The 26,332-nt window shown below is 68.3% G+C and carries 24 protein-coding genes; 19 read left to right on the top strand and 5 right to left on the bottom strand.

The features are described from left to right. From ACFWUU_RS35065 to ACFWUU_RS35055, 3 genes are all read right to left on the bottom strand, one after another. Positions 1 to 2,178, bottom strand: a 2,178-nt coding sequence (locus ACFWUU_RS35065) for a DUF222 domain-containing protein (protein ID WP_380182240.1), incomplete at its 3' end; no start/stop codon positions are given. A gap of 135 nt (positions 2,179 to 2,313) precedes the next feature. Next, the gene (locus ACFWUU_RS35060) at positions 2,314 to 3,960 is read right to left on the bottom strand and encodes a GxGYxYP domain-containing protein (RefSeq protein ID WP_380182239.1); all 1,647 of its coding nucleotides are present in this window, start codon (positions 3,958 to 3,960) and stop codon (positions 2,314 to 2,316) included. An 87-nt stretch (positions 3,961 to 4,047) separates the two neighbouring features. Then, positions 4,048 to 4,668, bottom strand: a complete 621-nt coding sequence (locus tag ACFWUU_RS35055; protein ID WP_380182238.1) for an HAD family hydrolase — start codon at positions 4,666 to 4,668, stop codon at positions 4,048 to 4,050. A gap of 119 nt (positions 4,669 to 4,787) precedes the next feature. On the opposite strand from ACFWUU_RS35055, the gene ACFWUU_RS35050 reads away from it, so the two are divergent. From ACFWUU_RS35050 to rpmB, 5 genes are all read left to right on the top strand, one after another. Continuing rightward, positions 4,788 to 6,068 (top strand): ABC transporter substrate-binding protein, encoded by a 1,281-nt coding sequence (locus ACFWUU_RS35050; RefSeq protein WP_380182237.1) that lies wholly within the window; start codon positions 4,788 to 4,790, stop codon positions 6,066 to 6,068. A gap of 1 nt (position 6,069) precedes the next feature. Next, positions 6,070 to 7,101, top strand: coding sequence for a carbohydrate ABC transporter permease (locus tag ACFWUU_RS35045; protein ID WP_380182235.1), 1,032 nt, complete (start codon positions 6,070 to 6,072; stop codon positions 7,099 to 7,101). Then, positions 7,091 to 7,918 carry a carbohydrate ABC transporter permease gene (locus ACFWUU_RS35040; protein WP_137259257.1) on the top strand — a complete coding sequence of 276 codons (828 nt, stop codon included), beginning with the start codon at positions 7,091 to 7,093 and terminating at the stop codon, positions 7,916 to 7,918. Before ACFWUU_RS35045 ends, ACFWUU_RS35040 begins: the two co-directional genes overlap by 11 nt. A 31-nt stretch (positions 7,919 to 7,949) precedes the next feature. Then, positions 7,950 to 9,938 (top strand): aldo/keto reductase, encoded by a 1,989-nt coding sequence (locus tag ACFWUU_RS35035; protein WP_380182233.1) that lies wholly within the window; start codon positions 7,950 to 7,952, stop codon positions 9,936 to 9,938. Between the two features lie 84 nt (positions 9,939 to 10,022). Continuing rightward, a complete protein-coding gene (gene rpmB / locus ACFWUU_RS35030) occupies positions 10,023 to 10,244 on the top strand; it encodes a 50S ribosomal protein L28 (protein ID WP_134124328.1) in 222 nt (73 codons plus the stop codon). A 60-nt stretch (positions 10,245 to 10,304) separates the two neighbouring features. Here the strand turns inward: rpmB and ACFWUU_RS35025 are convergent, their stop codons facing one another. Beyond that, entirely contained in the window at positions 10,305 to 11,303 is a 999-nt protein-coding gene (locus ACFWUU_RS35025; RefSeq protein ID WP_380182231.1) for an SAM-dependent methyltransferase, read from the bottom strand. A gap of 37 nt (positions 11,304 to 11,340) precedes the next feature. Between ACFWUU_RS35025 and ACFWUU_RS35020 the strand changes: the two genes are divergently transcribed. The 10 genes from ACFWUU_RS35020 (at position 11,341) to smc (ending at position 22,911) form a co-directional block, all read left to right on the top strand. Then, positions 11,341 to 12,954, top strand: coding sequence for a DAK2 domain-containing protein (locus ACFWUU_RS35020; RefSeq protein WP_380182229.1), 1,614 nt, complete (start codon positions 11,341 to 11,343; stop codon positions 12,952 to 12,954). Beyond that, complete coding sequence (gene recG, locus ACFWUU_RS35015) at positions 12,951 to 15,188, top strand: ATP-dependent DNA helicase RecG (protein WP_380182227.1); 2,238 nt, start codon at positions 12,951 to 12,953, stop codon at positions 15,186 to 15,188. The genes ACFWUU_RS35020 and recG overlap by 4 nt, the downstream gene beginning before the upstream one ends. Then, a complete protein-coding gene (gene rsmD, locus ACFWUU_RS35010) occupies positions 15,185 to 15,745 on the top strand; it encodes a 16S rRNA (guanine(966)-N(2))-methyltransferase RsmD (RefSeq protein WP_380182225.1) in 561 nt (186 codons plus the stop codon). Before recG ends, rsmD begins: the two co-directional genes overlap by 4 nt. Next, complete coding sequence (coaD, locus tag ACFWUU_RS35005) at positions 15,738 to 16,208, top strand: pantetheine-phosphate adenylyltransferase (RefSeq protein WP_380182223.1); 471 nt, start codon at positions 15,738 to 15,740, stop codon at positions 16,206 to 16,208. The genes rsmD and coaD overlap by 8 nt, the downstream gene beginning before the upstream one ends. A gap of 128 nt (positions 16,209 to 16,336) precedes the next feature. Then, positions 16,337 to 16,858: a DUF177 domain-containing protein gene (locus ACFWUU_RS35000; RefSeq protein ID WP_233715191.1), complete on the top strand. Its 522-nt coding sequence runs from the start codon at positions 16,337 to 16,339 to the stop codon at positions 16,856 to 16,858. Positions 16,859 to 16,920: 62 nt separating this feature from the next. Beyond that, on the top strand, positions 16,921 to 17,112 hold the full coding sequence (rpmF, locus tag ACFWUU_RS34995) for a 50S ribosomal protein L32 (RefSeq protein WP_130387616.1): 192 nt from the start codon (positions 16,921 to 16,923) through the stop codon (positions 17,110 to 17,112). A 14-nt stretch (positions 17,113 to 17,126) separates the two neighbouring features. Further along, a complete protein-coding gene (gene rnc, locus ACFWUU_RS34990; protein ID WP_137259249.1) occupies positions 17,127 to 17,858 on the top strand; it encodes a ribonuclease III in 732 nt (243 codons plus the stop codon). A gap of 9 nt (positions 17,859 to 17,867) precedes the next feature. After that, positions 17,868 to 18,722 carry a bifunctional DNA-formamidopyrimidine glycosylase/DNA-(apurinic or apyrimidinic site) lyase gene (mutM, locus tag ACFWUU_RS34985; RefSeq protein WP_380182221.1) on the top strand — a complete coding sequence of 285 codons (855 nt, stop codon included), beginning with the start codon at positions 17,868 to 17,870 and terminating at the stop codon, positions 18,720 to 18,722. A 188-nt stretch (positions 18,723 to 18,910) separates the two neighbouring features. Then, entirely contained in the window at positions 18,911 to 19,066 is a 156-nt protein-coding gene (locus ACFWUU_RS34980; protein WP_233715190.1) for a hypothetical protein, read from the top strand. 281 nt (positions 19,067 to 19,347) lie between these two features. Beyond that, positions 19,348 to 22,911 carry a chromosome segregation protein SMC gene (gene smc / locus ACFWUU_RS34975; protein WP_380182894.1) on the top strand — a complete coding sequence of 1,188 codons (3,564 nt, stop codon included), beginning with the start codon at positions 19,348 to 19,350 and terminating at the stop codon, positions 22,909 to 22,911. Here smc and ACFWUU_RS34970 read toward each other — a convergent pair. Continuing rightward, complete coding sequence (locus ACFWUU_RS34970) at positions 22,908 to 23,225, bottom strand: nuclear transport factor 2 family protein (protein ID WP_380182219.1); 318 nt, start codon at positions 23,223 to 23,225, stop codon at positions 22,908 to 22,910. The two genes, smc and ACFWUU_RS34970, sit on opposite strands and share 4 nt — an antisense overlap. Positions 23,226 to 23,312: 87 nt before the next feature. On the opposite strand from ACFWUU_RS34970, the gene ACFWUU_RS34965 reads away from it, so the two are divergent. Genes ACFWUU_RS34965 through ACFWUU_RS34950 form a run of 4 tightly spaced genes read left to right on the top strand, consistent with a single transcriptional unit; the run spans position 23,313 to position 26,259 of the window. Further along, complete coding sequence (locus tag ACFWUU_RS34965; RefSeq protein ID WP_380182217.1) at positions 23,313 to 23,843, top strand: hypothetical protein; 531 nt, start codon at positions 23,313 to 23,315, stop codon at positions 23,841 to 23,843. A gap of 55 nt (positions 23,844 to 23,898) precedes the next feature. Beyond that, positions 23,899 to 24,429, top strand: a complete 531-nt coding sequence (locus ACFWUU_RS34960; protein WP_380182215.1) for a sigma-70 family RNA polymerase sigma factor — start codon at positions 23,899 to 23,901, stop codon at positions 24,427 to 24,429. After that, positions 24,426 to 25,124 (top strand): anti-sigma factor family protein, encoded by a 699-nt coding sequence (locus ACFWUU_RS34955; protein WP_380182213.1) that lies wholly within the window; start codon positions 24,426 to 24,428, stop codon positions 25,122 to 25,124. The genes ACFWUU_RS34960 and ACFWUU_RS34955 overlap by 4 nt, the downstream gene beginning before the upstream one ends. Before the next feature lie 31 nt (positions 25,125 to 25,155). Continuing rightward, positions 25,156 to 26,259: a threonine aldolase family protein gene (locus tag ACFWUU_RS34950; RefSeq protein WP_380182211.1), complete on the top strand. Its 1,104-nt coding sequence runs from the start codon at positions 25,156 to 25,158 to the stop codon at positions 26,257 to 26,259. Positions 26,260 to 26,332 lie beyond the last annotated feature (73 nt).

The following is a 26,332-nucleotide window of genomic DNA, read 5'->3' as shown; positions in this document are numbered from 1 at the left end:
CGCACCGCTCTTGCCCGCACCGCTCTTGCCCGCACCGCTCTTGCCCGCACCGCTCTTGCCCGCACCGCTCTTGCCCGCACCGCTCTTGCCCGCACTGCCGTCGTCAGCACTGCCCTCGCGTGCCCGCAATCGCCGAAGCAACTGACGCCCCAGCGCAGAGCGCCGAACCACCGAAGTAACCGCAGCCCTCGCCACAGACTGCTCGGTCGAGCCACGGTCACCCTCCTCCCAGCCGTCAACGTCGCGGTCGTTTGCCCCGCGATCTGGTTCGCGGTCCCTCGGCTGACGGTCGTTCGACGGCCGGTGGGTTGATGCTTGGTGCGGTGCATGGCGCGTTGGTGCGACGTCGCACGATGACTGCCCCGTGGGTGTGGGCGCGGTTGTCACCTGCCGTCGGCGCGGGTGATCCCGTGGGACCTGCATGGTCGTGCCGCCGACGTCGGTGGACGCGACATGGGTCGGGCGTTGATCAGCTCCGTCGTGGTGGGGTGGGGCGTTGGTCGACGGATTGTGATTGGGCGTTGATGAGTGGCGCGCGGCCCGCGACGGCGTCTGGGCATGCGGAGGCTTGGGGATCGTTGTGGGGTGAGGTGGAGGGTCGGCCCAGGTGGGGCGGGCGACGTGGACTTTGCCGTCGAGGATCGTGATGGTCCAGTCGCCTGCGTGGAGGTCGATGTGGTGGCGGCGGCAGAGCAGTACGAGGTTGGAGATCTTGGTCTCGCCGCCGTCGATCCAGGAGATGAGGTGGTGGGCGTCGCACTGGATGGGCGGGGCGCCGCATACTACGCAGCCGCGGTCGCGGGTGTTGAGGGCGCGACGCATTGCGCGGGTTACGAGGCGTTCGGAGCGGCCGACGTCCAGTGGTTCGGAGTTCGTTCCTAGGACGAGGGGGATGACCTTCGCGTCACAGGCGAGACGCCGGATCGCGGCCGCTGACAAGCCGTCGCCGTACACGGTGTCGCCGATCGCATCCGCTGCCGCTGACTTGAGGTCCTGCAGGTCGATGGTGATTGTGATGTTCGCCTTCGCTCCGAAACCTGGCACGTCGGCGGCTCCATCCGGCCCCCGACTGACGCCAGCGCCCGTCGCTCCTTCCGGGCCGGCCACACGCCCGTCCGCACCTTCGCCCGACGTACCGCTCGCGAGGCCGGTGCGGTTGGCAGGACTCGCGCCGCAAGCATTGCTGGTGCTGGTGCTGGTGCTGGTGCCGCCGCTGCCGCCGCTGCCGCCGCTGGTGCTGCCGATCGTGGCGATCGCTTCACCGTCACCGATTCCGCGGCTAGCTTCGGCTCCGCGGGCCGAGTTCTCCGCGTCGCTCGCGTCGCTCGCGTCGGTTGTGCTGTTTGTGCTGCGCGTGCTGCTCGCAGAGCTCGGGGTGCTCCCGGCGTCCGGTCCGGTGGGGCGAGGGGTGCGTGGGGTTGGGGTGCCTGCTTCTAGGGCTGTGGCGGCGATGGTGAGGGTGGTGGTTAGGGCGTCGGCTTGGCGCTTTTCGCGGGAGCGGGGGTCTGGGTCGCCGTCGAGGGTCTTGTGGGGGCGGGCGCCGGCGTGGATGAGGGAGCGGAAGAGTTCGGCGTTCTCGTTGGCCAGGTAACCGCGGAACTTCACGCCTCGGTCAGCTTGGGTCAGGGTGAGCGTTTCGCGGGCGTAGGCCTTGTGTTCTTCGGGTTCGGGGCCATCGGTGTCGAGGACGTCTCGGATGCGCTGGCCGGCTCTGCGTAGCTCGAAGGGGGACAGGTGGCGGGCCAGGCCGATGAGTTCGCGCTCGGCGACGGCGACGTCTTCGGCGGGAACCTTTGACGGGACCTGGTCGAGCGCTGAGACGATTGCCTCCGCTTGCGCGGGACGCAGTACGACCTCGGTTGCTTCGTGGGCATCAGCGTCCGTGGGGTCTGAGTGGGGATCGGGGAGGGCGGCGGAGACGGCGTCGTACTTGGCTAGGGAGCGGGCGAGGCGTACGTCGCGGAGGGCGCGGGAGCGGTCCAGGCGGTAGCGGAACTCGAGCAGTTGGGCGGTGCTGTGGGCGCCGAGCTCCTGTGCGTGTTCGAGAACGTCGATCCGGGCGATGAGTTGGAGACGGTACGTTTCGACGCGGGCGAGGGCAGCATCGACTTGGTCGAGAGTCGACAGCACTTCTGCGCTGCTCATCGACCAGGCCGGTCGCTCGCCCAAGAGTTCCATGCCGATGACTCTAGACACGGCCACCGACAGTTCTCAAACTCGAAAGCCCTTTATTTCAAGGGATTCTGGTTATCCAAAGATTTCAATCTGTGGATAACATCGCTCTCGTTGCTGTGGGCAACGATATGTTGGCGGCTAGGGCTTGGCGTACTTGCCGACCATGCGGACCAGGGTGTCGGGCGGGATGACTTTGACGTGTGGGGCGAGGTTGCTGACGACGGACAGTACGTTGTCGACGGACTTGCTCCAGGCGTGCCAGACGACGATCGAGTAGCCGGCGGTGGAGTGGGGGTTGCGGGTGGCGGCGTTGAGTTCGGCGGTGACGGATGCCTCGTCGGCGCCGTCGAGGCCGTCCCACAGCATGGTGCGGGCTGAGATCACCGGCTTGCCTTCCGACCAGACGACCTTGCCCTTGAGGCCGTCGTACCGGGAGTACTCGAGGTAGATCAGGCCGTCGATCTCGCGGCGCTTGAGGTATGACGACCAGAGGCGGGTGTTCTCGAAGGCGTTGAAGTCGATGATCTGGGCAACGGAGAGGTCGGCTCGGCCCATCGCCTTGGCCAGTGATGCGGTGTGCCTCTCGAGGGCGGCGGTGGGGTAGCGGCTTGGGTACATGTAGCCGGCGCCGGATGGGCCGACGACCCAGCGGTCTGTCTCGGATTGCTCGTAGAACCAGCGCATGACGGACGGGGCCAGGTCGATCAGGGAGGGGGAGATGCCCCAGCCGAGGTCGACTTCACCGCGGCGAGGGCTGCCGAACCAGCGCGGGTCGGTCGGGAAGTCGCCGAGCGCCCATTGGATGTTGTCGCCGTCGGTGATGAGGAAGCTGACGTAGTGGGCGTTGGGGTCCGGTGCTGGTTCGAGGGCCCTCCCCCCACCCCCTCCGCTCTGTGGTCCGTTCGTCGGTCGAGCGGTGGACGGCGCTGGGCGTAGGGCGGGGTCGAACGCGCGGCCTCGTTGGGTCAGGTGGTCCTCTCGGATGCCTGACAGCACTGACAGGTTGCGTGCGTGGTCGGCGGGCAGGGTTTTTACGCCCGTGCTCGAGTTGACCCCGATGAATGCGTCCTCGCCGTTCGAGGCGTCGCCCCAGCCGATGACTGTGCCGTCGTCGGTCAGGGCGCTGACTACCTGGGCGCGGAAGTCCGAGTTGCCGTCGAAGAAGGCGAGCGTCCCAGCCATCGTGACGTAGTCCCGGAGCCGCTCCGGGAAGTCGGCGCGCTGCTCGACCACGACGTCGTGTCGTAGGCGGGGCCAGTACGTCTCGAACACCCAGCGGTCGTCCTTGTCCCGCACGTCCAGGACTTTGCGCAATCCGTGCTGGATCGCGAGTGCCTCCAAGCTTTCCTCGATGGCTACAGCACCCGTCACGCCGGCGAGCGTGGTCGCGACGTTGACCGACGGAGTGCCCGTACGGAAGAGAACATATCCGCGTACGCCGGACCGCCCGACGGTTTTCCACAGGTCTTCGGTCCGGACGCGGACGCCGTACTGCGAGACCAGGCCGTCGAGCCAGTGCTGGTAGCCCAAGGTCGGCAGGTTGAGGTAGAGGGACTCGCCGCCGCGGCGGGCCATCAGGCCCTGGAGGGTTGTCGCGAGTGTGCGCTCGGCGGGGGAGAGGGAGTCCTCGGTCAACACGTTCAGGAACCGAGGCCGCTGCCCCTTGGGGTACGCGGAGGACGGCGAAGATCCGAAGGCGAGTGACGGCGAGACAGCGGCACCGAGCCCCACTCCCGCAGTCAGGCCGAGCAGTCGTCGACGGGAGAGCGCGAAGCGATCGGACATGGGAGGCCTCCAGGGAGCGGCTGGTGGATGTCCTTCGTTGTCAACTGGACCGCGACGATGCCACAGCCGTCACTCCATCACAAGACCTCAGGCCGGAACCGGCAGTTCATAACGGCGAAGCAGCTCCGCCAACGCCGGCACCCCGGCCGACAGGTCGTACAGCTCCGCCCGCAGCCCAACCCCCGAAGCAGCCTCAACATTGGCGACGTTGTCGTCCACGAACAGTACCGACGAAGCAGGCAGGTCCAGCGCCCCGAGAATCGCCCGGAAGTACGCCGGATCCGGCTTCGCCAGCCCCAGGTCGCACGAGTAGAACGTCTGGTCGAACCAAGCGCCGTACCCCCGCTCGTCCTGCATGAGAGCCCGCCGGTACGCCTGCTGGTTGGTCGCCAGATGGCACCCCACCCCAGCAGCACGCAAGGATGAGATCAACGACACAACCCCAGGCTCAGCCGCGAACCAGCTCCACGGCTCCAGCGCCTCGTCCACGGACGCCGTCGAGTTCCACCGCCTCAGTACGTCGGCCAGCGCGTCCCGGAAGTCGACCTTGCCGACCAGGCACGGCTTCTCCGCCGCCATCAGGTCGGCCACGAACGCCTCCCCGTCCGCAGGAACGAGCGACGACAGTCGCCCCCACCAATCGGAGGTCGGGCGCTGGACGACGCCATCGGCATCGAAGAGGACGGCGGTGACGGCACGCATCATCATGAGGCCAATCTTGTCACCGGCACCTTGACCGGTTCAGTCGGTATGCGCTTACCTAATGGCTACGTAAACATATCTGGACACCTTCCGGCGAAATCCAACAGAAAGCGCCAGGTGAGGCTATGACGTTGAGCAGAAGGCACTTCCTCGCGGTCGGCGGCTCCGCAGCCGCAGCCGCCGCGGGACTCACCGGCTGCGGCTCCCGCAGCTCACTGGGCGGATCGAACGAGCTCAGCATGTGGACCTGGGTCGGCTCCGTCAACGACGGTCTGATCGGTCAGGCGGAGAAGGCGGTCCCGGGGTACGACGGCATCAAGCTGGCGATGACCCGGATCGGCAGCAACTACAAGACCAAGGTGCTGACCGCCCTGGCCGGCAAGTCCCTCGTCCCGGACATCGTCGCGATCAACGACGACGTCGCGACGTACTTCCCGAACGCCGACCAGTTCCACGATCTCAACGAGCTCGGCGCCAAGGACCTCGAGAAGGACTTCCTGCCCTGGAAGTGGAAGCTCGGGATCACGCCGGACGACAAGATGATGGCCTACCCGATGGACACCGGGCCGACCGCGCTGTTCTACCGGACCGACATCTTCCAGAAGGCCGGGATCGACATCGATCCCGCCGCGGTCGCGCAGCTCGCGCCCGACTGGGACACCTACATCCAGCTCGGCAAGAAGCTCAAGCAGTCCGTACCCGGCTCGGCGATCACCGACAACATCACCGGCATCTACGGCTACCGGATGGCACAGCAGTCGAAGCGCTACATGTCCGAGGACGGCCACTACATCGGCGACCAGGACCACGTCCGGGAGGCCTTCGACCTCTCCGTCCGGGTGGTGAAGGAAGGGCTGTCGGCCAACGCACAGAACTCGACCGACAAGAACGCCGTCGTCACCAACGGCAAGCTCGTCGCGTACAACGCTGCGGTCTGGTGGGCGCAGCTCGGGCCGAAGAACGCGGCCCCGAAGACCAAAGGACTCTGGCGGGTGACGGCGGCTCCTGGTGGCGCCGGCAACAAGGGCGGGTCCTTCCTGGCAATCACGAAGTACTGCAAGAACCCCGAGGCGGCGTTCGCGTTCATCAGCTGGCTCGAGTCGTCGAAGAACCAGGCCCAGGCGTTCCTCGACCCGGTGCTGTTCCCGTCCACGCCCGCGACGTACGCGGACAAGACGCTGACCGCGCCCGACCCGTTCTTCGGCGGGCAGCAGATCGTCGACGTGTTCGCGGACTCCGCGAAGAAGTACCCGGGTGCGTACTTCTCGCCGTACGACACGATCATCGACACGCCCATCAGCTCCGAGCTCGTCAACATCGAGGCGGCCGGCAAGGACCCCGACCAGGCCTGGGCCGACGCCCAGCGCCAGGTGCAGCGCGAACTGACCCGAGCGGGGGCGATCTGACATGGCAGTCACCAGCAAAGCTGCCCCGGCCGCAGTGACCGCGGCCGCCGCGACAGCCGACAAACCGCCGAACAAGTACAGGCAGGCGATGCCGCAGTACGCCGCGGTCGCGCCGTTCTTCATCTTGTTCGCGATCTTCGGCGCGTTCCCGGTGCTGTTCTCGATCTGGATCTCGTTCCACTCCTGGGACGGCATCGGGCAGATGAAGTGGGTCGGGCTGGAGCAGTACCACTACCTGCTCACCGACGCCACGTTCTGGAAGACGATCGGCAACACGCTGATCATCTGGGTGCTGTCCACCGTGCCGATGCTGCTGCTCGCGCTGGTCATCGCCAACGCGCTGCACAACGCGACCCGGCTCCGCACCTTCTACCGGATCGCCTACTTCATCCCGAACGTCACGTCGGTGGTCGCGATCACCCTCGTGTTCGGCTCGATCTTCAGCAACAACTTCGGCCTGCTGAACGCGTTCCTGCAATCCATCGGCGTCGGCCAGGTCGAATGGCTCACCTCGCCGTGGGGCATCAAGATCGCGATCGCAACCATCGTCACCTGGCGATGGGTCGGCTACAACGCGATCATCTACCTCGCCGGACTGCAGGCGATCTCGGCAGACGTCTACGAAGCCGCCAAGGTGGACGGCGCGAGTCCACGGCAGACGTTCTGGCGGATCACCGTCCCGATGATGCGACCGGTGATCCTGTTCACCGCGGTCACCTCGACCATCGGCGGACTGCAGATCTTCACCGAGTCCCGCGTGCTGTTCGGCGACACCAACAACATCGGCGGACCGGGCGACGCCGGCCTGACGATCGTCTCGTACCTGTACCAGTCCGCGTTCATCAACAACCAGTTCGGGTACGGCGCCGCCGTCGGCTGGGCGCTGTTCATCCTGATCGTGCTGTTCAGCATCATCAACTGGCGGTTGATCGGCGGCAGCGACGACGAACGCCTGACCCGACGCGCCGCTCGGCGGGTGGAACGCAAGATCGCAGCCCAGAATGCCAAGAGGGAGGCCGCAGATGTCCATTGAGCGCCTACGCACCGCCGTCGGCCACGTCGTGCTCATGCTCGGCGTCCTGGTCTCGCTCTTCCCGTTCTACTGGATGGTGGTGATGGCGTCCAACACGACGCCGGACATCTTCACCTATCCGCCCCGGCTGTGGATCGGATCCCACCTGTTCGAGAACATGGGCAAGGTGCTCGACAACATCGACTTCTTCGGCTCGATGCTGCTCACCCTGATCGCGTCGCTCGGAGTCACCGTGCTGGTGCTGTTCTTCGACTCGCTCGCCGCGTTCGCGTTCGCGAAGTACGACTTCCCCGGCCGGAACGTCCTGTTCGCGATCCTGCTCGCGACCTTCATGATCCCGACCCAGCTGTCGCTGGTACCGCAGTTCGTCACGCTCGCCGAGTTCGGCTGGATCGGCTCGCTGAAAGCACTCATCATCCCCGGCGCCGCGAACGCGTTCGGGATCTTCTGGATGCGCCAGTACGCCCGCGGCGCGATCCCCGACGAACTCATCTCGGCCGCCAAGGTCGACGGCGCCGGCTTCTTCCGGCAGTACCTCACCGTCGGCCTGCCGGTACTGCGGCCCGGGCTCGCCTTCCTCGGCATCTTCACGTTCATCAACGTCTGGAACGACTACCTCTGGCCGCTGATCGTGATGACCGACCCGAACCGCCTCACCCTGCAGGTCGCCCTCGACCAGCTCAACGGCATCTACGGCACCGACTACTCGATGGTGATGGCCGGTGCCCTGATGAGCGTCATCCCCCTGATCGGCGTCTTCCTGATCGGCGCGCGTTCCTTCATCGCCGATCTGGCCGCAGGCGCCATGAAGTTCTGACCTGAAACCAACAATCACAACGGGACTCCTTTTGACTGACCAAACGCTCCGCTGGGGCATCCTCGGCACCGGCAACATCGCTTCCCGGTTCGCCAGCCAGGTGCCGACGTCGAAGACCAACGAGGTCGTCGCCGTCGGCAGCCGGTCCCTCGACTCGGCCAACGCCTTCGCCGACAAGTGGGACATCGCGCACCGGCACGGCTCGTACGACGACCTGCTCGCCGACGACACCGTCGACGCCGTCTACATCGCCACCCCGCACCCGATGCACGTCGAGTGGGCGATCAAGACCGCCGAAGCCGGCAAGCACGTGCTGTGCGAGAAACCGCTCGCGATCAACCGGGCCTGGTCCGAGGCGATGATCGAGGCCGCGGTACGCAACAACGTCTTCCTGATGGAGGCGTTCATGTACCGGTGCCTGCCGCAGACCAAACTGGTCGCCCAGCTCGTCCGCGACGGCGAGATCGGCAAGGTCCACCAGATCCAGGCCACGTTCGCGTTCGCCGCGGGCTTCCGGCCGGAGTCCCGGATCTTCGCCGACGAACTGGCCGGCGGCGGCATCCTCGACGTCGGCGGCTACCCGGTCTCGTACTCGCGGCTGATCGCGGGTGTCGCGGCCGGGCAGCCGTTCGCCGACCCGGCCGCCGTCAGCGCGGTCGGACACGTCGGTGAGACCGGCGTCGACGAATGGACGGTCGCGACGCTGTTCTTCGACGGCGGCGTCACCGCGCAGGTCAGCACCGGCGTACGGCTCAGCGACCAGAACCAGGTCCGGATCTACGGCAGCGAGGGGTACCTCGTCGTCGAGGACCCGTGGTTCGGCGGCGACGGCAAGCCGAACCACGTCACCCTGCACAAGGTGGGGGAGGAGCCGCGGGACATCTCCGCGGAGCCCGCCCTCATCTACGCGGCCGAGGCCGAAGCGGTGCAGGCGGCGATCCAGGCCGGCGCGCAGGAGGCGCCGGAGATGAGCTGGGCCGACACGCTCGGCAACCTCACCGTCCAGGACCAGTGGCGGGCCGCGATCGGGCAGCAGTACGCGAGCGAGCGGGACGACGCGACGATCCCGACCGCGACCGGACGTCCGCTCGCCCGGCGCGACGACGCCCCGATGACGTACGGGAAGGTGGCCGGCCTGGACAAGGATGTGTCCCGGCTCGTCATGGGCGTCGACAACCAGCAGACGCTCCCGCACGCCGCGGTGATCTTCGACGACTTCGTCGAACGCGGCGGTACGACGTTCGACACGGCCTACATCTACGGCGGCGGACGGGGTGAGCGGCTGCTCGGGCAGTGGATGAAGTCCCGCGGCAACCGCGACGAGGTCGTTGTCATCGGCAAGGGCGCGCACACGCCGTACTGCGACCCCGAGTCGATCACGCGGCAGCTGAACGAGAGCCTCGAACGGCTGCAGACCGACCACGTAGACCTCTACCTGATGCACCGCGACAACGAAGAGATCCCGGTCTCGGAGTTCGTCGACGTCCTCAACGAGCACTTCAAGGCCGGCCGGATCAAGGCGTTCGGCGGCTCCAACTGGTCGCTGGAACGCTTCGACGCGGCCAACGCGTACGCCGAGGCGAACAGCAAGCAGCCGTTCACGCTGCTCAGCAACCACCTCAGCCTCGCCCGCGCGTACGACGTACCGTGGGCCGGCTGCCGGCATGTGTCGGACGACGAATCGCAGGCCTGGCTGCGAGAGCGGCAGGTCGCGCTGTTCCCGTGGTCGAGCCAGGCCCGCGGGTTCTTCACCGGACGCGCCAAGCCGGAAGACACCTCGGACTCCGAGCTCGTGCGCTGCTTCTACTCCGACGAGAACTTCCGCCGGCTGGACCGCGCGCGGGAGCTCGCGAAGGCCAAGGGCGTCGAGCCGACCGCGATCGCTTTGGCGTGGCTGCTCCACCAGCCGTATCCTGTATTTCCGCTGATCGGGCCGCGTCACATCAGCGAAACCCGCACCTCGACACCGGGACTTTCGGTGTCGCTGACCGAGGACGAAGTGGCCTACCTCACGTCCTGAAAGCCGAGTCTGAGCCGAATTGGTGGCTCGCTGACACCCATGTAACATGGTCTGTCGGTGTCACGACCCTGAACACGGAGAATCATGTCTAAGAAGTGCGATGTCTGCGGCAAGCAGCCGACGTTCGGCAACAGCGTTGCCCGTCTGGGTAAGGGCGCGATGATCCGGCGGGTCAAGGCTCGTACGCCCCGCCGTTTCAACCCCAACATCCAGCCGGTCCGGGCGATCATCAAGGGAACCCCGACCAAGCTGAAGGTCTGCACGTCCTGCATCAAGGCCGGCAAGGTCCAGCGCGTCGTCGGCTGATCCCCAGCTTTAACTCCGTGTAGGGCCTTTCGACAGGCGCCCGGGAAACCTCCCGGGCGCCTAGTCGTGTTTGCGCGCCACCACCGTGATCTCGTTCCGGTTGTGATGCAGCTGCCGCGCATGCAGTACGTCGTACCGCTCGCGCAGGACGTCGATCCCGCGCCGCGCGCCGTCGAGCGGGTTCTTGCCGCCGCCCTTCAACGTCACGATCGCCAGACCGCCGCGGCGTAGCTGAGCCGCCGCGTCCAGCATCATCCGGGCACTCATCAGTTGGTCCATCCGCATGTCGTTGACCACCACGTCGAAGCGGATCCGGTTCGCCGCGAAGAAGCGGCCCGCGGTCGTCGCCTCATGATGAATCCGCCGGTCGCCGCGCAGCCGCGGATCCAGCGAACCCGGGTCCACCGACCACACCTCCTGCCCGTGCTGCCGCAGGATCCGCGTCCAGCCACCCGGCGAAGCACCCAGGTCGACCGCCTTCCCGCCGGCCGGCAGCTCCAGCCCGAAGGTCGCGATCGCCTCCTCCAGCTTGAACTCCGACCGCGACACCCGCTCGTCACCACGAGCCAGCCGCATCCGCCCACCCGGCCAGTCCGACAAGCTGTCCGCCAGTCGGTTCACGCCGACCAACAACTGCTTCCCGGCGACCACTCCCGACACGACCACGTCCTGCCCGGACCGCGTGCTCGTCACCCCGCGGCTCGCCAACGCGTCCACGATCAGGTGGTGGTACGAGCTGCCGGTGCCGTCGACCCAGGTCTGCACCGCGACCGACTTCGCCGAGATCTCCTCGAGCAGCGTCGTCGCGAGCTCGGACTCGGTCGGCAGGTCGTCCACCGGATAGCCCGCGACCTCCCGGGTCAGGTGCCGGACGAACATGATGCGGCCTTCGTCACACGCCGCCGCGAACTCCTCGACCGGTACTGCGGTATCCGCCAGCCGCGCCACCTCGGCCCCGAGCCGCTCGAACCGGTGCTCACCCGGGAACGCCTCGCGGATCTCCCGGACCGCGTACCGGTAACTGTCGGACGCGAACGAGAACAGAACGGAGCGAGGCACAGCACATGGTAAACGGACCCGTACTAACCTTCCGGGCGTGGAGGAATTGACCGTCGAGGTGTTGCGAGCCTGGGCCCGGACCGCGCTGGCGGAGCTCGCCCGCGCCCGGACCGAGATCGACGAACTGAACGTGTACCCGGTGCCGGACGGCGACACCGGCACCAACCTCTACCTGACCTGGGAAGCCGCCTGCGACGCGCTGCCCAAGGGCGAACTGACCTTCACCGAGGCAATCCAGGCCTTCGGCCGCGGCGCTCTGCTCGGCGCCCGCGGCAACTCCGGCGTCATCACCTCCCAGCTGATCCGCGCCTGCGGCCTCCGCCTCGACGAGAACCTGCCCCGCAACCGCGGGAACGGCGTACTCGCGGACCCCCGGATGAGCGAGCCGGCCGCCTTCGCGGACGCGCTCAAGTACGCCGCCGACGCCGCGTACGGCGCGGTCGCCCAGCCCGTCGAAGGCACCATGCTGACCGTCGCCCGCGCGGCTGCCACCGGCGCGATGACCGCCGCGAACGACGGCAAGACCCTCGCCGACGTCTGCCTGGCCGCCGTCGCGTCCGCCCGGCAGGCCCTCACCAAGACCACCGAACAGCTCGACGTACTGCGGCGCGCGGGCGTGGTCGACGCCGGGGGAGCCGGCCTCGTGGTGATCCTCGGCGCGATGGAGTCCGTACTGACCGGCCGTCACGTGCGGGTCGACGTACCGGCCAGGGTCGAGCCGCAGGGCGAGAGCGCCGAGAGCCAGGACGGCCCGGCGTACGAGGTGATGTATCTGCTGGACGCGACCGACGACAAGGTCAGCGACTTCCGGCAGAGCCTGGCCGCGCTCGGCGACTCGGTCGTCGTGGTCGGCGGCGACGGACTCTGGAACGTCCACGTACACACCGACGACGTCGGCGCCGCGATCGAACACGGCATCGACATCGGCCGCCCACACCGCATCCGCGTCACGCACTTCGCCGACCAGGCCCATCATCACGAACCCGCTCCAGGTCGCGCGGTGATCGCGGTCGTCGCCGGGGACGGGCTCGCCGACCTGTACGCCGAAGCCGGCGCCCGGGTGATCCGCGGCGGACCCGGTCGGCGCTGCTCGACCGGTGAACTGCTGCAGGCGATCGAGCAGTCCCAGGCGCCCGAGATCGTGATCCTGCCCAACGACCAGGACTCGATCGCGGTCGCCGAGGCCGCCGCCACCGCCGCCCGCCAGGACGGCATCCGGGTCGCGGTGATCCCGACCCGCGCGCAGGTCCAGGGCCTGGCCGCGATCGCCGTCCACGACCCCGAGCGCAGCTTCGACGACGACGTCGTACACCTGTCCGCGGCCGCCGGGCAGACCCGGCACGGCGCGGTGACCATCGCGATCAAGGACGCCTGGACGATGGCCGGGCGCTGCCGGATCGGCGACGCGCTCGGCGTGGTCGACGGAGACTTCGCGCTGATCACGGACGACCTGGAGACGGCCGCGGTCGGTGTCGTCGACCGGCTGCTCGGCGGCGGAGGCGAGCTGCTGACGATCGTCACCGGCCGGGACGCGGACCCGGCCCTGGCCGAGGCGGTCGAACGGCACGTCCGCCGGCAACGCAAAGATGTCGACGTCGTGGTGTACGACGGAGGGCAGGACAGGTACCCGCTGCTGATCGGGGTGGAATGAAGACCGACATCGACCGCAAGCTTCGCGACTTCCTCGGCGCGAAGACGGCCAAGACCTTCGCCGACGTGCTCGAGATCGAGACCGTCGGCGAGCTGCTGCGGCACTACCCGCGGCGGTACCTGAAGAAGGGCGAGCTGACCCCGTTCGACGAGCTCGAGGTCGGCGACCAGGCCACCGTCAACGGCCGGGTCAAGAAGGTCACCGTGCGGTCCCTCGACACCAAGGCCGAGATCCCGCTCGCCGACGTCCAGCGCTGGACCCGGCGGAAGACGCTCACCAAGGTCGTCGTCACGGACGGCCGCCGCGATCTCGAGCTGGCGTTCTTCAACCAGCCGTGGCTGGCCACCAAACTGACGCCAGGCACCGCCGCCCTGTTCTGGGGCGAGGTGACGATGTTCCGCGAGACCATGCAGCTGAAGAGCCCCGGCACCGAGATCCTCGACGAGGAAGACCTGACCGAGGCCGAGATCGAACGCCGGGCCAGGCCGTTCCGCCCGCTCTACCCGGCGACCGCGAAGTTGCCGACCGCAACGATCGAGCGGTCGATCAAGATCGTTCTGGACAGCCTGGACGAGCGGCTCGACGACCCGATCCCCGAGCTGATCCTCCGCAAGGAGAAGCTGCTCGGTCTGCGGGAAGCCTTGCAGAAGGTGCATCTTCCCGATACCGAGAAGGACATCAGCGACGCCCAGCAGCGGTTCCGGTTCGAGGAAGCGTTGGTGATGCAAACGATTCTTGCCCAGCGGCGGGCGGTGACGGATGCGCTGAACGCCGTACCGCGGCCGCGCGTCGAGGGTGGTCTGCTCGACGAGTTCGACCAGCGGCTGCCGTTCGAGCTGACCGAGGGACAGGCCGAGGTGGGGGAGGAGATCTTCGCCGATCTGGCTCGTCCGCACCCGATGCACCGGTTGCTGCAGGGCGAGGTCGGCTCCGGCAAGACCGTGGTCGCGCTGCGGGCGATGCTGTCCGTGGTCGACAACGGCGGTCAGGCGGCGCTGCTCGCCCCGACCGAGGTGCTGGCCGTCCAGCACCACAAGACGCTGACGAAGATGCTCGGCGATCTCGCGGAGCAGGGGATGCTCGGCGGCGCGGAGCACGCGACCAAGATCGGTCTGCTGACCGGTTCGCTGAACGCGGCAGGACGCCGTACGGCGATGCTCGATGCGGCCAGCGGTGCCGCCGGGATCGTGGTCGGGACGCATGCGTTGCTCGAGGACAAGGTGCAGTTCGCGGATCTCGGGCTGGTCGTGGTCGACGAGCAGCACCGGTTCGGCGTCGAGCAGCGGGCCGCGTTGAGCGCGAAGTCCGGCGACAACACCCCGCACGTGCTGGTGATGACCGCGACGCCGATCCCGCGGACGGTGGCGATGACCGTGTTCGGCGACCTCGCGGTCTCCACGCTCACACAGCTTCCGGCCGGGCGGTCGCCGATCCAGTCGTCGGTCGTCCCCGCCAAGGAGAAGCCCGAGTGGCTGCAACGAGCCTGGACCCGGGTCCGCGAGGAGGTCGGCAAGGGGCACCAGGTGTACGTCGTCTGCCCGCGGATCGGGGACGACGTCAAGAACGCCGGCGACGAGGAAGGCGAGCTCCTCGAGACCGATGAAGGCGGGAAGAAGCAGGCGCGGCCGCCGATCTCGGTCATGCAGGTCGCCGAGGCGCTGGGCGAGATCCTGTACGACCTGCGCGTCGAGATCCTGCACGGGCGGCTGCCGGCCGAGGAGAAGGACGCGGTGATGTCGCGGTTCGCGGCCGGCGACATCGACGTACTGATCGCGACCACGGTGATCGAGGTCGGTGTCGACGTACCGAACGCCTCGACGATGGTGATCATGGACGCCGACCGGTTCGGCATCTCGCAGCTGCACCAGCTCCGCGGCCGGGTCGGGCGCGGCAAGGTGCCCGGGCTGTGTCTGCTGGTCACGGATCTGTGGCCGGGGTCCAAGTCGTACGGGCGACTGGACGCTGTCGCGTCCACGACCGACGGCTTCGAGCTGTCCCGGATCGACCTGGAGACCCGGCGCGAGGGTGACGTCCTCGGCGTCGCCCAGTCAGGCCGCCGGACCAGCCTGAAGCTGCTCAGCGTGCTGCGCGACGAGGACATCATCCTCGCCGCCCGCCATGTGGCGAACTCGATCGTCTCGGTGGACGCGGAGCTGGCCGAGTACCCGGTGCTTAGGTCCGTCGTCCGCAGCGCGCTGGAGTCCGAGACCACCGAGTACCTGGAGAAGACGTGACGCGGATCGTCGGGGGAGCGGCCGGCGGGCGGCGGATCGCCGTACCGGCGGGGAGTGGGACGAGGCCGACGGCGGACCGGGTGCGAGAGGCGCTGTTCTCGTCGCTGGAGTCGGAGTTCGGCAGCTTCGTCGGGCTGGCCGTGCTCGACCTGTACGCCGGATCGGGCGCGATCGGGCTCGAAGCGCTGTCCCGTGGTGCGACGAACGTGATGCTGGTCGAGTCGGACCGGCGGGCCGCCGACGTGATCGCGGCCAATATCAAGGTCGTCGGGCTGCCTGGGGCAAAGCTCGTGACACGCCCGGTCGAGAAGATCAGTGCGGGTGAGGTTCCGGCCGAGTTCGACCTGGTGTTCGCGGACCCGCCGTACAAGCTGGAGACCACCGAGCTGCAGGACGTACTGACCGACCTGGCGCAGCGCGGATGGCTGGCCGATGACGCGGTGGTGGTCGTCGAGCGGGGGAAGCGGGAGCCGTGGGAGTGGCCGGAAGGGTTCGCCGCGCTGCGGGACCGCAAGTACGGCGAGGCGCGGCTTTGGTACGGTCACCGGCATGGCTAAGGCGGTCTTTCCCGGGACCTTCGACCCGCCCACCGTCGGGCACCTCGACATCGTCACCCGGGCGGCTGCCGCCTTCGACGAGCTGATAGTCGCGACCGGGGTGAACCAGTCGAAGAACCGGCTGTTCGGACCGCAGGAGCGGATCGAGATGCTCACCGAGCTGATCGCGCCGTTCCCGAACGTGCGGATTGGCACCTTCGACGGGCTGCTGGTCGACTACTGCCGGGCCGAGGGCGCCGGCGTGATCGTGAAGGGCCTGCGCTCGGCCGCCGACTACGATTACGAGCTGCAGATGGCCCAGCTGAACCGGCGGATGACCGGGGTCGACACCCTTTTCTTCCCGACCGCGCCGGAGAACAGTTTCATCTCCTCCAGCTGGGTCAAGGAGATCGCCCGGCTCGGCGGCGACGTGAGCACGTTCGTGACACAGGCCGTTCACTCCCGGTTACTGGACAAGCTCTAGCCGACCCCGAATTGGGCGCAGCGCCGCGGAGTTGGTAATGTAGAGCACCGGTCTCGACGAGACCGAGTTCTTGCCTGCCCACGCCTGAAAGGTTCGCTCTGAGCGTCTTGGACCCGCGGTCCCCACTCGTGATCGATACGCACGAGCTGACACGCCGCGCCGGGTCCCAACGCGAAGTCACTTTCACGGCGCCGGCGCCGGCAGATCTCGGAATCGACGTGATCGGCGTCCCCGAAGGCGATCCGATCCAGTTCGATCTACGGCTGGAATCGGTGGTCGAAGGGGTGCTCGTCACCGGTACGGCCCGTGGCCGTCTGGTCGGGGAGTGCGCGCGGTGCCTGGTCGATATCGAGGACGAGTTCCTCGCTGACGTCCAGGAGCTGTACGTCTACCCGGAGAGCGAAGCCGAGCCGGACGAGGCCAGCCGGATGGAGGGCGATCTGATCGACCTCGAGCCGGTGCTGAGGGACCAGGTGGTGCTCGCACTACCGTTCCAGCCGCTGTGTACGGACGACTGTCCGGGTCTGTGCCCCGACTGCGGGGCACGCCTGGCGGACGAGCCCGGCCATCAGCACGAGGACGGTGTCGACCCGCGCTGGGCCGCCCTCGGCGGTCTGCTCCAGACCGACGAACCACCGCAGCACAACTGAACACCAACGTCAGCTAGCCGGCCGGGTCCACCAGCCCCCGGCCGAACCGAGGAGTCATAACCGTGGCCGTTCCGAAGCGGAAGATGTCGCGCAGCAACACCCGTAGCCGCCGGGCCCAGTGGAAGACCACTGCCCCGTCGCTGGTGACCTGCGTGAACCCCGCCTGCCGCGCGAAGCACCTGCAGCACACCGTTTGCCCCAACTGCGGCCAGTACGGCGCCAAGGGCGAGCGTCGCCAGGTCGTCGAGAGCTAAACGGCACCAACCCAGTGAACTCTGCCAACGAAACGGGGCTCTACGCCGAGCTGAACCAGCGGCTCGGCGTATCGCTGGCTGACGAATTGCTGGAGCACGCCTTCACCCACCGCTCGTACGCGTACGAGAACGGCGGGTTGCCGACGAACGAGCGGCTGGAGTTCCTCGGGGACTCCGTGCTCGGCGTCATCGTCACGGAGTCGCTGTTCCGGAACCACCCGGACCTGTCCGAGGGCCGGCTGGCCAAGCTACGGGCCGCGGTGGTCAACATGCGTGCGCTCGCGGGTGTCGCCCGCGAGCTCAAGCTCGGCAAGTACCTGCGGCTCGGCCGTGGGGAGGAAGCCACCGGCGGCCGGGACAAGTCGTCGATCCTGGCCGACTGCGTCGAGGCGCTGATCGGCGCCGTCTACCTGGACCGCGGGTTCGAGACCGCGGGCCTGGTGGTGCACCGGCTGTTCGACGACCTGATGGAGTCGTCGGCGCGGCTCGGCGCCGGCCTGGACTGGAAGACGTCGCTGCAGGAGCTGGTCGCCCAGCTCAGCGTCGGCGTCCCGGAGTACGTGATCGCGGAGTCCGGCCCGGACCACGCGAAGACGTTCGAGGCCCGGGTCCGGATCGGCACCGACACGTACGGTCACGGCATCGGCCGGAGCAAGAAGGAAGCCGAGCAGCAGGCCGCCGAGACCGCCTGGAAGGCCCTGCGCGCGGCGCATCCCGACAGCACGGACCCCTCGCAGCAGCCCTAGGTGCCCTAGGTGCCCGAGCTTCCTGAGGTAGAGGTCGTCCGCCGGGGGCTGGCGGAGTTCACCACCGGCCGCACCATCGACGCGGTCGAGGTCCTGCATCCCCGCCCGGTACGGCGTCATGCCGCCGGGCCGGACGATTTCGTCGCCCGGCTCAAGGGCCAGGTCTTCGCCGAGCCGGCCCGCCGCGGGAAGTACCTGTGGCTCCCGCTGGAGTCCGGGGACGCCGTACTCACCCACCTCGGGATGAGCGGCCAGTTCCGGGTCCAGCCGGTCGGCGCTCCCGACGAGCCGCATCTCCGGGTCCGGTTCCGCTTTGCGGACGACCTCGGAGAGGTCCGTTTTGTGGACCAGCGGATGTTCGGTGGTCTGTCGTACTCCGAGGGCGGTGCCGAGCTGCCCGCCGAGATCGCCCACATCGGCCGGGATCCGTTCGATCCTCTGTTCGATCCGGAGACGGTGACGGCGAAGATCCGGCGCCGCAGGACCGGGTTGAAGCGGGCGTTGCTGGACCAGACCGTGGTCAGCGGGATCGGCAACATCTACGCCGACGAATCGTTGTGGCGGGCCAAATTACACTACGCCCGTGCGACGGAAACCCTGAAACCCGTGCAAATAAAGGGGATCCTGCACGCCGCCCACGAGGTGATGGCCGAGGCGCTGACCGTTGGTGGCACCAGCTTTGACGCCCTGTACGTCAACGTGAACGGGGAATCCGGGTACTTCGAGCGCGGCCTGAACGTCTACGGACAGGAGGGATCGCCGTGCCCGCGGGACGGCCGGCCGATCCGTCGCGAGCCGTTCATGAACCGTTCGTCGTACCGGTGCCCGAAATGTCAGCCGGTTCCGCGCCACGTTCGCTGGTGAGCGAGGTATCGTTAATAAACGTGGCCCAGGTTGACCCGTCGCCCCCGCCGGTGTCACCCTGAAAGACGGCACACATTTTCAGCGCTCCTTCATGACCAGGACCTGGAGCGCACCCGGCCAGAACCCTTCCGGAGGACAGCACAATGGCCAAGGCTCTTCTAGGGCATCTTGGAGGCACTGACCCGCGCATGCTCGAGCAGGTTCGTCTGCTCAACCGGCGTGTCGCCGACCTGGAGGCGCACGTGATGCGTCTGCAGGCAGAGAACGACCACCTCGTCGCACAGATTCACGAGGGTCGCCTGCTGACCGTCGACGAGGCTCTGCGCGCCCCCGCTTCGGTCTGAGGACCCTAGCCGCGACAAGAGAGAATTGCATCTCGACCGTCCGCACAACCACGGCGGTGGCCCCCGTCCGGGCCTCCGCCGACTGCGTTTTCGACAAGTACTGCATGTTCATATTCTGTTGCCCTGACAGTCGGCCCCTTCTTCACCGGTCGGCCTCCACAAGTTCACGCGCATCTGTTTGTAGACTGCGCAGCGGAACTACTTCCCCCGGGTAGCGGCACGAGCAGTTACGACGGTTCCTTAGGTATCGTCTGTCCTTTCACGGGTTGGAGAGCTTCGCCTTGTACCTGAAGAGCATGACGCTCCGGGGATTCAAGTCGTTCGCGTCCGCGACGACGATGAACTTCGAACCAGGCATCACCTGCATCGTCGGACCCAACGGCTCCGGCAAGTCGAACGTCGTCGACGCTCTGGCCTGGGTGATGGGTGAGCAGGGCGCGAAGTCGCTGCGCGGCGGCAAGATGGAGGACGTCATCTTCGCCGGCACCTCCGGCCGTGCCCCGCTGGGCCGCGCCGAGGTGGTGCTCACCATCGACAACACCGACGGCGCGCTGCCGATCGAGTACGCCGAGGTGACGATCAGCCGGACGATGTTCCGCAACGGCGGGTCCGACTACCAGATCAACGGCCAGAACTGCCGGCTGCTCGACGTCCAGGAATTGCTCAGCGACTCCGGTATCGGCCGCGAGATGCACGTCATCGTCGGCCAGGGCCAGCTCGACTCGATCCTGCGCGCCACGCCCGAGGGCCGGCGCGGGTTCGTCGAGGAGGCCGCCGGGGTCCTGAAGCACCGCAAGCGCAAGGAAAAGGCGATCCGGAAGCTCGAGGCCACCGAGGGCAACCTGCACCGGCTCGGGGACCTGATCGCCGAGATCCGCCGCCAGTTGAAGCCGCTCGGGCGCCAGGCGGAGGTGGCGCGCCGGGCGGTGACGATCCAGGCGGAGGTCCGGGACGGCCGCGCGCGGCTGCTCGCCGACGACATCGTCCAGGCCCAGTCCGCACTCGAGGCCGAGCTGCGGGACGAGGCCGCGCTGACCGAGCGCCGGTCCGAGACCGAGGCCAAGCTGCGGGAGGCCCGGGAGCTGGAGGCCGAGCTCGAGGACGCGCTCCGCGAGGACGCGCCCGCGCTGCAGGCCGCCCAGGACACCTGGTACCAGCTGTCCGGCTTCGGCGAGAAGATCAAAGGTACGGCGCGGATCGCCGCCGACCGGATCCGCTCGCTCAACGACGAGGCCGACGACGGGCCGCGGTCGGGGCGGGACCCGGAGGAGCTCGAGCTGGAGGCGGCCAGGGTCCGCGAGACCGAGGCGCAGATCGAGGCCGAGGTCGAGGCGCACTCCGAGCTGCTCGCCGAGTCCGTCGAGCGCCGCCAGCAGTTGGAGTCCCAGGAGGCCGAGGAGGAGCGCCGGATCTCCGCGCTGATCCGGGCCGCCGCCGACCGCCGCGAGGGCCTGGCCCGGCTGACCGGTCAGGTGAACGCGCTGCAGAGCCGTGCGGCCGCCGCCGAGTCCGAGATCGGCCGGCTCGCGAGCAACATGCACGAGGCCGAGGTCCGCGCCGCCAAGGCGCAGCACGACTTCACCGCGCTGGAGACCCAGGTCGCCGGGCTGGACGCCGGAGAGAAGGGGCTCGACGACCAGTTCGAGGCCGCCCAGGCGGTGCTCGACGAGATGGACGAGCGGCTGGCGAAGCTGCGCGCCGAGGAGCGTGACGCCGAGCGCGAGCGCACCGGTCTGGCCGCGCGCAAGGAAGCGCTGGAGCTCGGTCTGAACCGTAAGGACGGCGCCGGCGCCCTGCTGGCCGCCTCCGAGCAGGTCAACGGCCTGATGGGATCCGTCGCCGCGCTGCTGAGCGTGCGCGCCGGGTACGAGACCGCCATCGCAGCTGCGCTCGGCGAGGCCGCCGACGCGGTCGCGGTGACGCACGCTGACGCCGCCCTGCAGGCGGTCGGCCACCTGAAGCAGCACGACCTCGGCCGCGCCGGGATGCTGCTCGGCGACGCGCCCGCCGACGACTACTCGATGTGGCCGGTGCTCCCGTACGGAGCGTCGTACGCCGTCGATGTCGTGGAGAGCCCGGAGACGCTGCGGCCCGCGCTGCGGCGGCTGCTGCGCAAGGTCGCCGTGGTGGACGACGTACCGGCGGCGCAGTCCCTGGTGCGGAATCTGCCCGATGTCACGTGTACGACGCGTGCGGGCGACGTACTGGGTGCGCATTTCGCGTACGGCGGGTCGGACGCAGCGCCGAGCCTGATCGAGGTGCAGTCCGCGGTCGACGAGGCCTCGGAGAAGCTGCTCGAGGCGACGGCGCGGAGCGAACGGCTGCGGTTCGAGCTGCAGGGGCTGGAGGACGAGCGGGCCCGGCAGAAGGAGTCCGTCGAGATCACGCTGGCCCGGCTGCACGAGTCCGACGCGGCGATGGCCGCAGTGGCGGAACAGTTGGCGCACTTCGGGTCGCTGGCGAAGGCGTCCCGTGGTGAGGCGCAGCGGATGGGCGAGGCGATCGCTGCGGCCGAGGAGGAGCGCGACAAGAACCTGTCCGGCCTGGCCGAGCTCGAAGAGCGGCTGCTGGACGCCGAGGCGTTCGACGACGACGGTGACGAGCCGGACACGTCGGAGCGCGACCGGCTGGCCGAGGCCGCCAAGTCGGGGCGTGCGGCCGAGATGGAGGCGCGGCTGGCGCTGCGGACCACCGAGGAGCGGGCCCGGGCGCTGTCCGGCCGGGCCGACTCGCTGGAGCGTGCTGCCCGCCAGGAGCGCGAGGCGCGGGCGCGGGCGATCGCCCGGGCGGCGCGGCGGGCGCGGCAGGCGGACGCGGCGCAAGCGGTACACCTGGCCGCTGGTCATGTGCTGGCCCGGCTGGAGTCCTCGCTGCAGCAGGCGGCGGCCGAGCGGTCGGCGATCCAGGCGCAGCGGGCCGACCGGGAGCAGGCGCTCTCGCAGGCCCGGTCCGCGACCCGGAACCTGAGCTCCGAGCTGGAGCAGCTGACGAACACCGTCCACCGGGACGCGCTGGCACGGGCCGAGCAGAAGATGCGGCTCGAGCAGCTGTACGAGAAGGCGCTGGGCGAGCTCGGGATCGAGGTCGAGGCGCTCGTCACGGAGTACGGACCGGACCAGCTGGTGCCGCCGCTACCCAAGGACGGTGACGACGGCACGCTGGAGCTCGAGGGCGAACCGTTCAACCGGACCAAGGTGGAGAAGCGGCTGAAGCAGGCCGAGCGGGCGCTCAACCAGCTCGGCAAGATCAACCCGCTCGCGCTCGAGGAGTTCGACGCGATGGAGGAGCGGCACCGCTTCCTGTCCGAGCAGCTCGACGACCTGAAGAAGTCCCGCCGCGACCTGATGGACATCGTCAAGGAGGTCGACGAGCGGGTCGAGCAGGTCTTCACCGAGGCGTACCGCGACGTCGAGGTCGCGTTCGAGCACGTGTTCAGCCGGCTGTTCCCGGGCGGTGAGGGCCGCCTGGTCCTGACCGACCCCGACGACATGCTCGGCACCGGCATCGACGTCGAGGCCCGCCCGCCGGGCAAGAAGGTCAAGCGGCTGTCGCTGCTGTCCGGCGGCGAGCGCTCACTGGTCGCGGTCGCGTTCCTGGTCGCGCTGTTCAAGGCCCGTCCGTCGCCGTTCTACATCCTCGACGAGGTCGAGGCCGCCCTCGACGACACGAACCTCGGCCGCCTCCTGGAGATCTACGAAGAGCTCCGCGAGAACAGCCAGCTGCTGGTCATCACCCACCAGAAGCGCACGATGGAGGTCGCCGACGCGCTGTACGGCGTGACCATGCGCGGCGACGGTGTCTCGTCGGTCATCTCCCAGCGGATCCGGGAGCCCGAACCCGTCTAGGCCGTGATCGTCATCGACGCGAGCTGGTCGCCGGCGATGGCGAAGGTGAAGTGGGACGGCCCGTTGAAGCCCTTCCCACCGACCTGGGTGAGGATCGTCAGCGGGTTGCCGGCGACGGTGACCTGGGTGTCGGTGAAGGTGGCTTGTTTGCCGATGAGTTCGTTCTGGCTCCAGGAGCGGATCTGGTCGGGTCCGCGGAACTCCCGGCCCCAGTCGTTGACGTAGCCGTCCGGGGCGAAGGCTGCCACGAACGCGTCGTTGTCCTGTTCGTCGATCGCGGTGAGCGCGCGCTGGACCGCTGCTGGGATGTCCATGGTGGCGACGATAACCCCTCCGGATTGAACCGGTCCGTGCATCCGTACGTGTGGCGGGGTGACGGACGGTCAACCAAGGAGGGTCTGATGAAGCGACTGAGCAGTGTGGTCGGCATAGTCGGTGTCGCGGTGCTCGGCCTGGCTGGGCTGACCGCCTGTGGCAGTGACGATTCGAGCTCAGGTTCCAGCTCCGGCTCCAGCAGCTCGGCGCCGGCCAGCCAGCCGGCTGCAACCGGTGCGAAGCTGGCGACGGCCGATGTCGGCGGGCTCGGCAAGGTCGTTGTCGACGGCAACGGACGGACCGTGTACGTGTTCGACAAGGACACTTCGGGCAAGTCCAACTGCGAGGGCGACTGCCTGGCCAAGTGGCCGGTGGTGGCTGCGGGCGACGGTACGCCGCAGCTCACCGGGATCGACGCGTCGCTGATCAGCACGATCACCCGCTCGGACGGCACCAAGCAGCTGGCGATCAACGGGCTGCCGCTCTACCTGTTCGCCAGTGACAGTGCGGCCGGTGAAGCCAAGGGCCAGGCGGTCGGCGGTGTCTGGTGGGTTGTCGGCGCGGACGGTAAGAAGATCACCACCCAGCCGGCCGGCTCCGGCAATGGCGGTTACTGAGTCGACGTGTGCTGCCCTGATGTGGGCGCCTGCTGATGCCGGTATCGTGCGGTCGGTGGGTGACACCCCAGGGCCGCACGACGCCGAGACACTGATCCGCACGCTGTACGCCGAACACGGGCGCAGTCTGCTCGCCTACGCGACCCGTCTCACCGGAGACCGGGCCGCGGCCGAGGACGTCGTACAGGAGACATTGGTCCGGGCCTGGAAGCACGCCGGGGACCTGACCACCGGCAGAGGGTCGGTGCGGGGCTGGCTGCTGACGGTGGCACGCAACATCGTCACCGACCGCGCCCGGGCCCGGGCGGTGCGTCCGGCCGAGGTGGCGGACGTGGTGGACAAGCCGCCGGTGCAGAGCGACCACTCCGAGTCCGTGGTGAACACCATGGTCGTGATGGACGCCCTGGACAAGGTGTCTGCCGAACACCGTGAAGTACTCGTGCAGCTCTACTACCGCGGGCGGTCCGTGGCAGAGGCTGCCAAGGAGCTGGGTGTCCCACCCGGTACCGTGAAATCGCGTTCCTACTACGCCCTCCGAGCTCTGCGCGCGGTGATGGCCGGATCTGAAGCGGAGGTGTCCCGATGAATGAGCATGACCGTACGCAACTCGGCGCCTACGCGTTAGGTGCCCTGGAACCCGGTGAAGTCGCAGAGGTTGACGAGCACCTGGCCACGTGCGCGGAGTGCCGTGCCGAGCTGGCCGAGCTCGAGGAGATGAAGGACTTCCTCGGTGAGGTCCCGCCGGAGGCCTTCCTGGAAGGGCCGCCGGAGGGTGGCGACCTGCTGCTGCAGCGCACGCTCCGCGAGGTCCGTGAGACGTCGCCGGAGCCTGTTGTCGTCGAGGCTCCGGCCAAGCGGCGCAGCTCGCGCTGGCTGATGGTGGCCGCCGCGTTCGTTCTGGTCGCCGGTGCGCTCGGCGGTGGAGTTGCACTCGGCCGGTCCACGGCACCACCGCAGGCAGTCGAGCCCGCTGCCGGCTACAAGGAAGTCACCGCGGTCGATGCGACTACTGGCGCCACCATGGCGACGACGGTCGAGCCGCGGACCGGTTGGAGCTGGGTGCAGGTGCAGGTCAAGGGCCTGACGGCCGGGGACCAGTGTCAGCTCCTCGTCACCGACAAGTCCGGTAAGACCTGGACGGCGGGCAGCTGGGTGGTGTCGGAGAAGGCGGCCAAGAACGGCAGCACGTTCGGCGGTGGTGTGCTGGTGCCGCTGGATCAGGTGCACTCCGTCGAGATCAGAACGCTGCAGGGGAAGCACGTCGTCACGACAACGATCTGAAAGTAGTTGCGGGACACGAGAGGATGGGGCCGTGGCTACTACTACCTCTACTGCGTCCGAGGACCTGCGGGAGCGCCGGAAGAACGCGGCGGACAACTGCGAGCGCTGGCTCGGCAACCGGCGAGTGCCGGCGCCGGACCGGCTGGAACGGCTGGCAGAAGTCGCCACGGACGACCTCGTCGACATGTACGGCAACGGCGGCGAGGTCGCGGCGCTGGAGCAGGAGGTAGCGGACCTGCTGGGCAAGCCGGCTGCAGTGTTCCTGCCGACCGGCATCATGGCGCAGCAGAGTGTGCTTCGCGTGTACGCCGACCGCGCGGGGACGAGCCGGGTCGCAGTACACGGGCTGTCTCACCTCCTGGTGCACGAGCTGAACGCGCTGGAAGAGGTGCACCACCTGCGGATCGAGCGGCTGACGTCAGAGCCACGCCAGCCCCGGCCGGACGAGCTGGCCGCGATCCCGGGCAAGTTGGCCGCGGTGACGCTGGAGCTGCCGCTGCGCGACGCCGGGTACGTGCTGCCGACCTGGGACGAGCTGGTCGTCTTCTCCGAGTACTGCGCCGAGCGCGGCGTGCCGCTCCACCTGGACGGCGCCCGCCTCTGGGAGAGCACGCCGTACCTCGAGCACAGCCTGGCTGAGATCGCTGCGCTGGCCTCGACCGTCTACGTGTCGTTCTACAAGGTGCTCGGCGGTATCAGCGGTGCTGCGCTGGCCGGGCCTGAGGATGTCATCGCCGAGGTACGCCGGTGGCAGCGCCGGCTCGGCGGCAATCTCTTCTCGCTCTTCCCGTACGCCGTCTCCGCGCGCGACGGTCTGCGGACGGTGCTCCCGCTGATGGACGACCTGCACCAGCGCGCGGTAGAGCTCGCAATGGCCTTGCAGAGCGAGGGTTTCCGCGTCTTCCCGGAGCCGCCGCACACGAACTCGTTCCGTCTCTACGCGCCCCGTGCCGCGGACGCGATCGAGCGTACGACGGTCGAGCGGATGGAGCGGACCCGCGAGGCGTTGTGCCCGCCGTGGCAGCCGGCCGACGTACCGGGGTGGTCGTGGATCGAGGTCGTGGTGACCCCGCACTCGCTGACCTGGCAGGTCGACGAAATCGCCAAGGCGTTCGGGGAACTTCTGACGCGGTGAACGCGTCAGGCACTGTGTTAGGTGTGGGGATTCGGGGAGTGAAGTGCTGACATTCGTTGTGACGATGGTTGTT

This window comes from Kribbella sp. NPDC058693 (genome assembly GCF_042715335.1).
GTDB classification, from domain to species: domain Bacteria; phylum Actinomycetota; class Actinomycetes; order Propionibacteriales; family Kribbellaceae; genus Kribbella; species Kribbella jiaozuonensis.
The sequence above is the reverse complement of the archived record's forward strand: the minus strand, read 5'-3'. Positions and strand labels throughout refer to the sequence as shown.

Bases quoted from the DNA above. Each gene is read 5' to 3' on its own strand.
- ACFWUU_RS35055 (WP_380182238.1), bottom strand. From the start codon at position 4,668: ATGATGATGCGTGCCGTCACCGCCGTCCTCTTCGATGCCGATGGCGTC.
- ACFWUU_RS35050 (WP_380182237.1), top strand. From the start codon at position 4,788: ATGACGTTGAGCAGAAGGCACTTCCTCGCGGTCGGCGGCTCCGCAGCC.
- ACFWUU_RS35040 (WP_137259257.1), top strand. From the start codon at position 7,091: ATGTCCATTGAGCGCCTACGCACCGCCGTCGGCCACGTCGTGCTCATG.
- ACFWUU_RS34980 (WP_233715190.1), top strand. From the start codon at position 18,911: ATGCTCGAGCAGGTTCGTCTGCTCAACCGGCGTGTCGCCGACCTGGAG.
- ACFWUU_RS34965 (WP_380182217.1), top strand. From the start codon at position 23,313: ATGAAGCGACTGAGCAGTGTGGTCGGCATAGTCGGTGTCGCGGTGCTC.
- coaD (WP_380182223.1), top strand. From the start codon at position 15,738: ATGGCTAAGGCGGTCTTTCCCGGGACCTTCGACCCGCCCACCGTCGGG.
- ACFWUU_RS35045 (WP_380182235.1), top strand. From the start codon at position 6,070: ATGGCAGTCACCAGCAAAGCTGCCCCGGCCGCAGTGACCGCGGCCGCC.
- ACFWUU_RS35060 (WP_380182239.1), bottom strand. From the start codon at position 3,960: ATGTCCGATCGCTTCGCGCTCTCCCGTCGACGACTGCTCGGCCTGACT.
- recG (WP_380182227.1), top strand. From the start codon at position 12,951: ATGAAGACCGACATCGACCGCAAGCTTCGCGACTTCCTCGGCGCGAAG.
- rpmB (WP_134124328.1), top strand. From the start codon at position 10,023: ATGTCTAAGAAGTGCGATGTCTGCGGCAAGCAGCCGACGTTCGGCAAC.
- ACFWUU_RS34955 (WP_380182213.1), top strand. From the start codon at position 24,426: ATGAATGAGCATGACCGTACGCAACTCGGCGCCTACGCGTTAGGTGCC.
- ACFWUU_RS34970 (WP_380182219.1), bottom strand. From the start codon at position 23,225: ATGGACATCCCAGCAGCGGTCCAGCGCGCGCTCACCGCGATCGACGAA.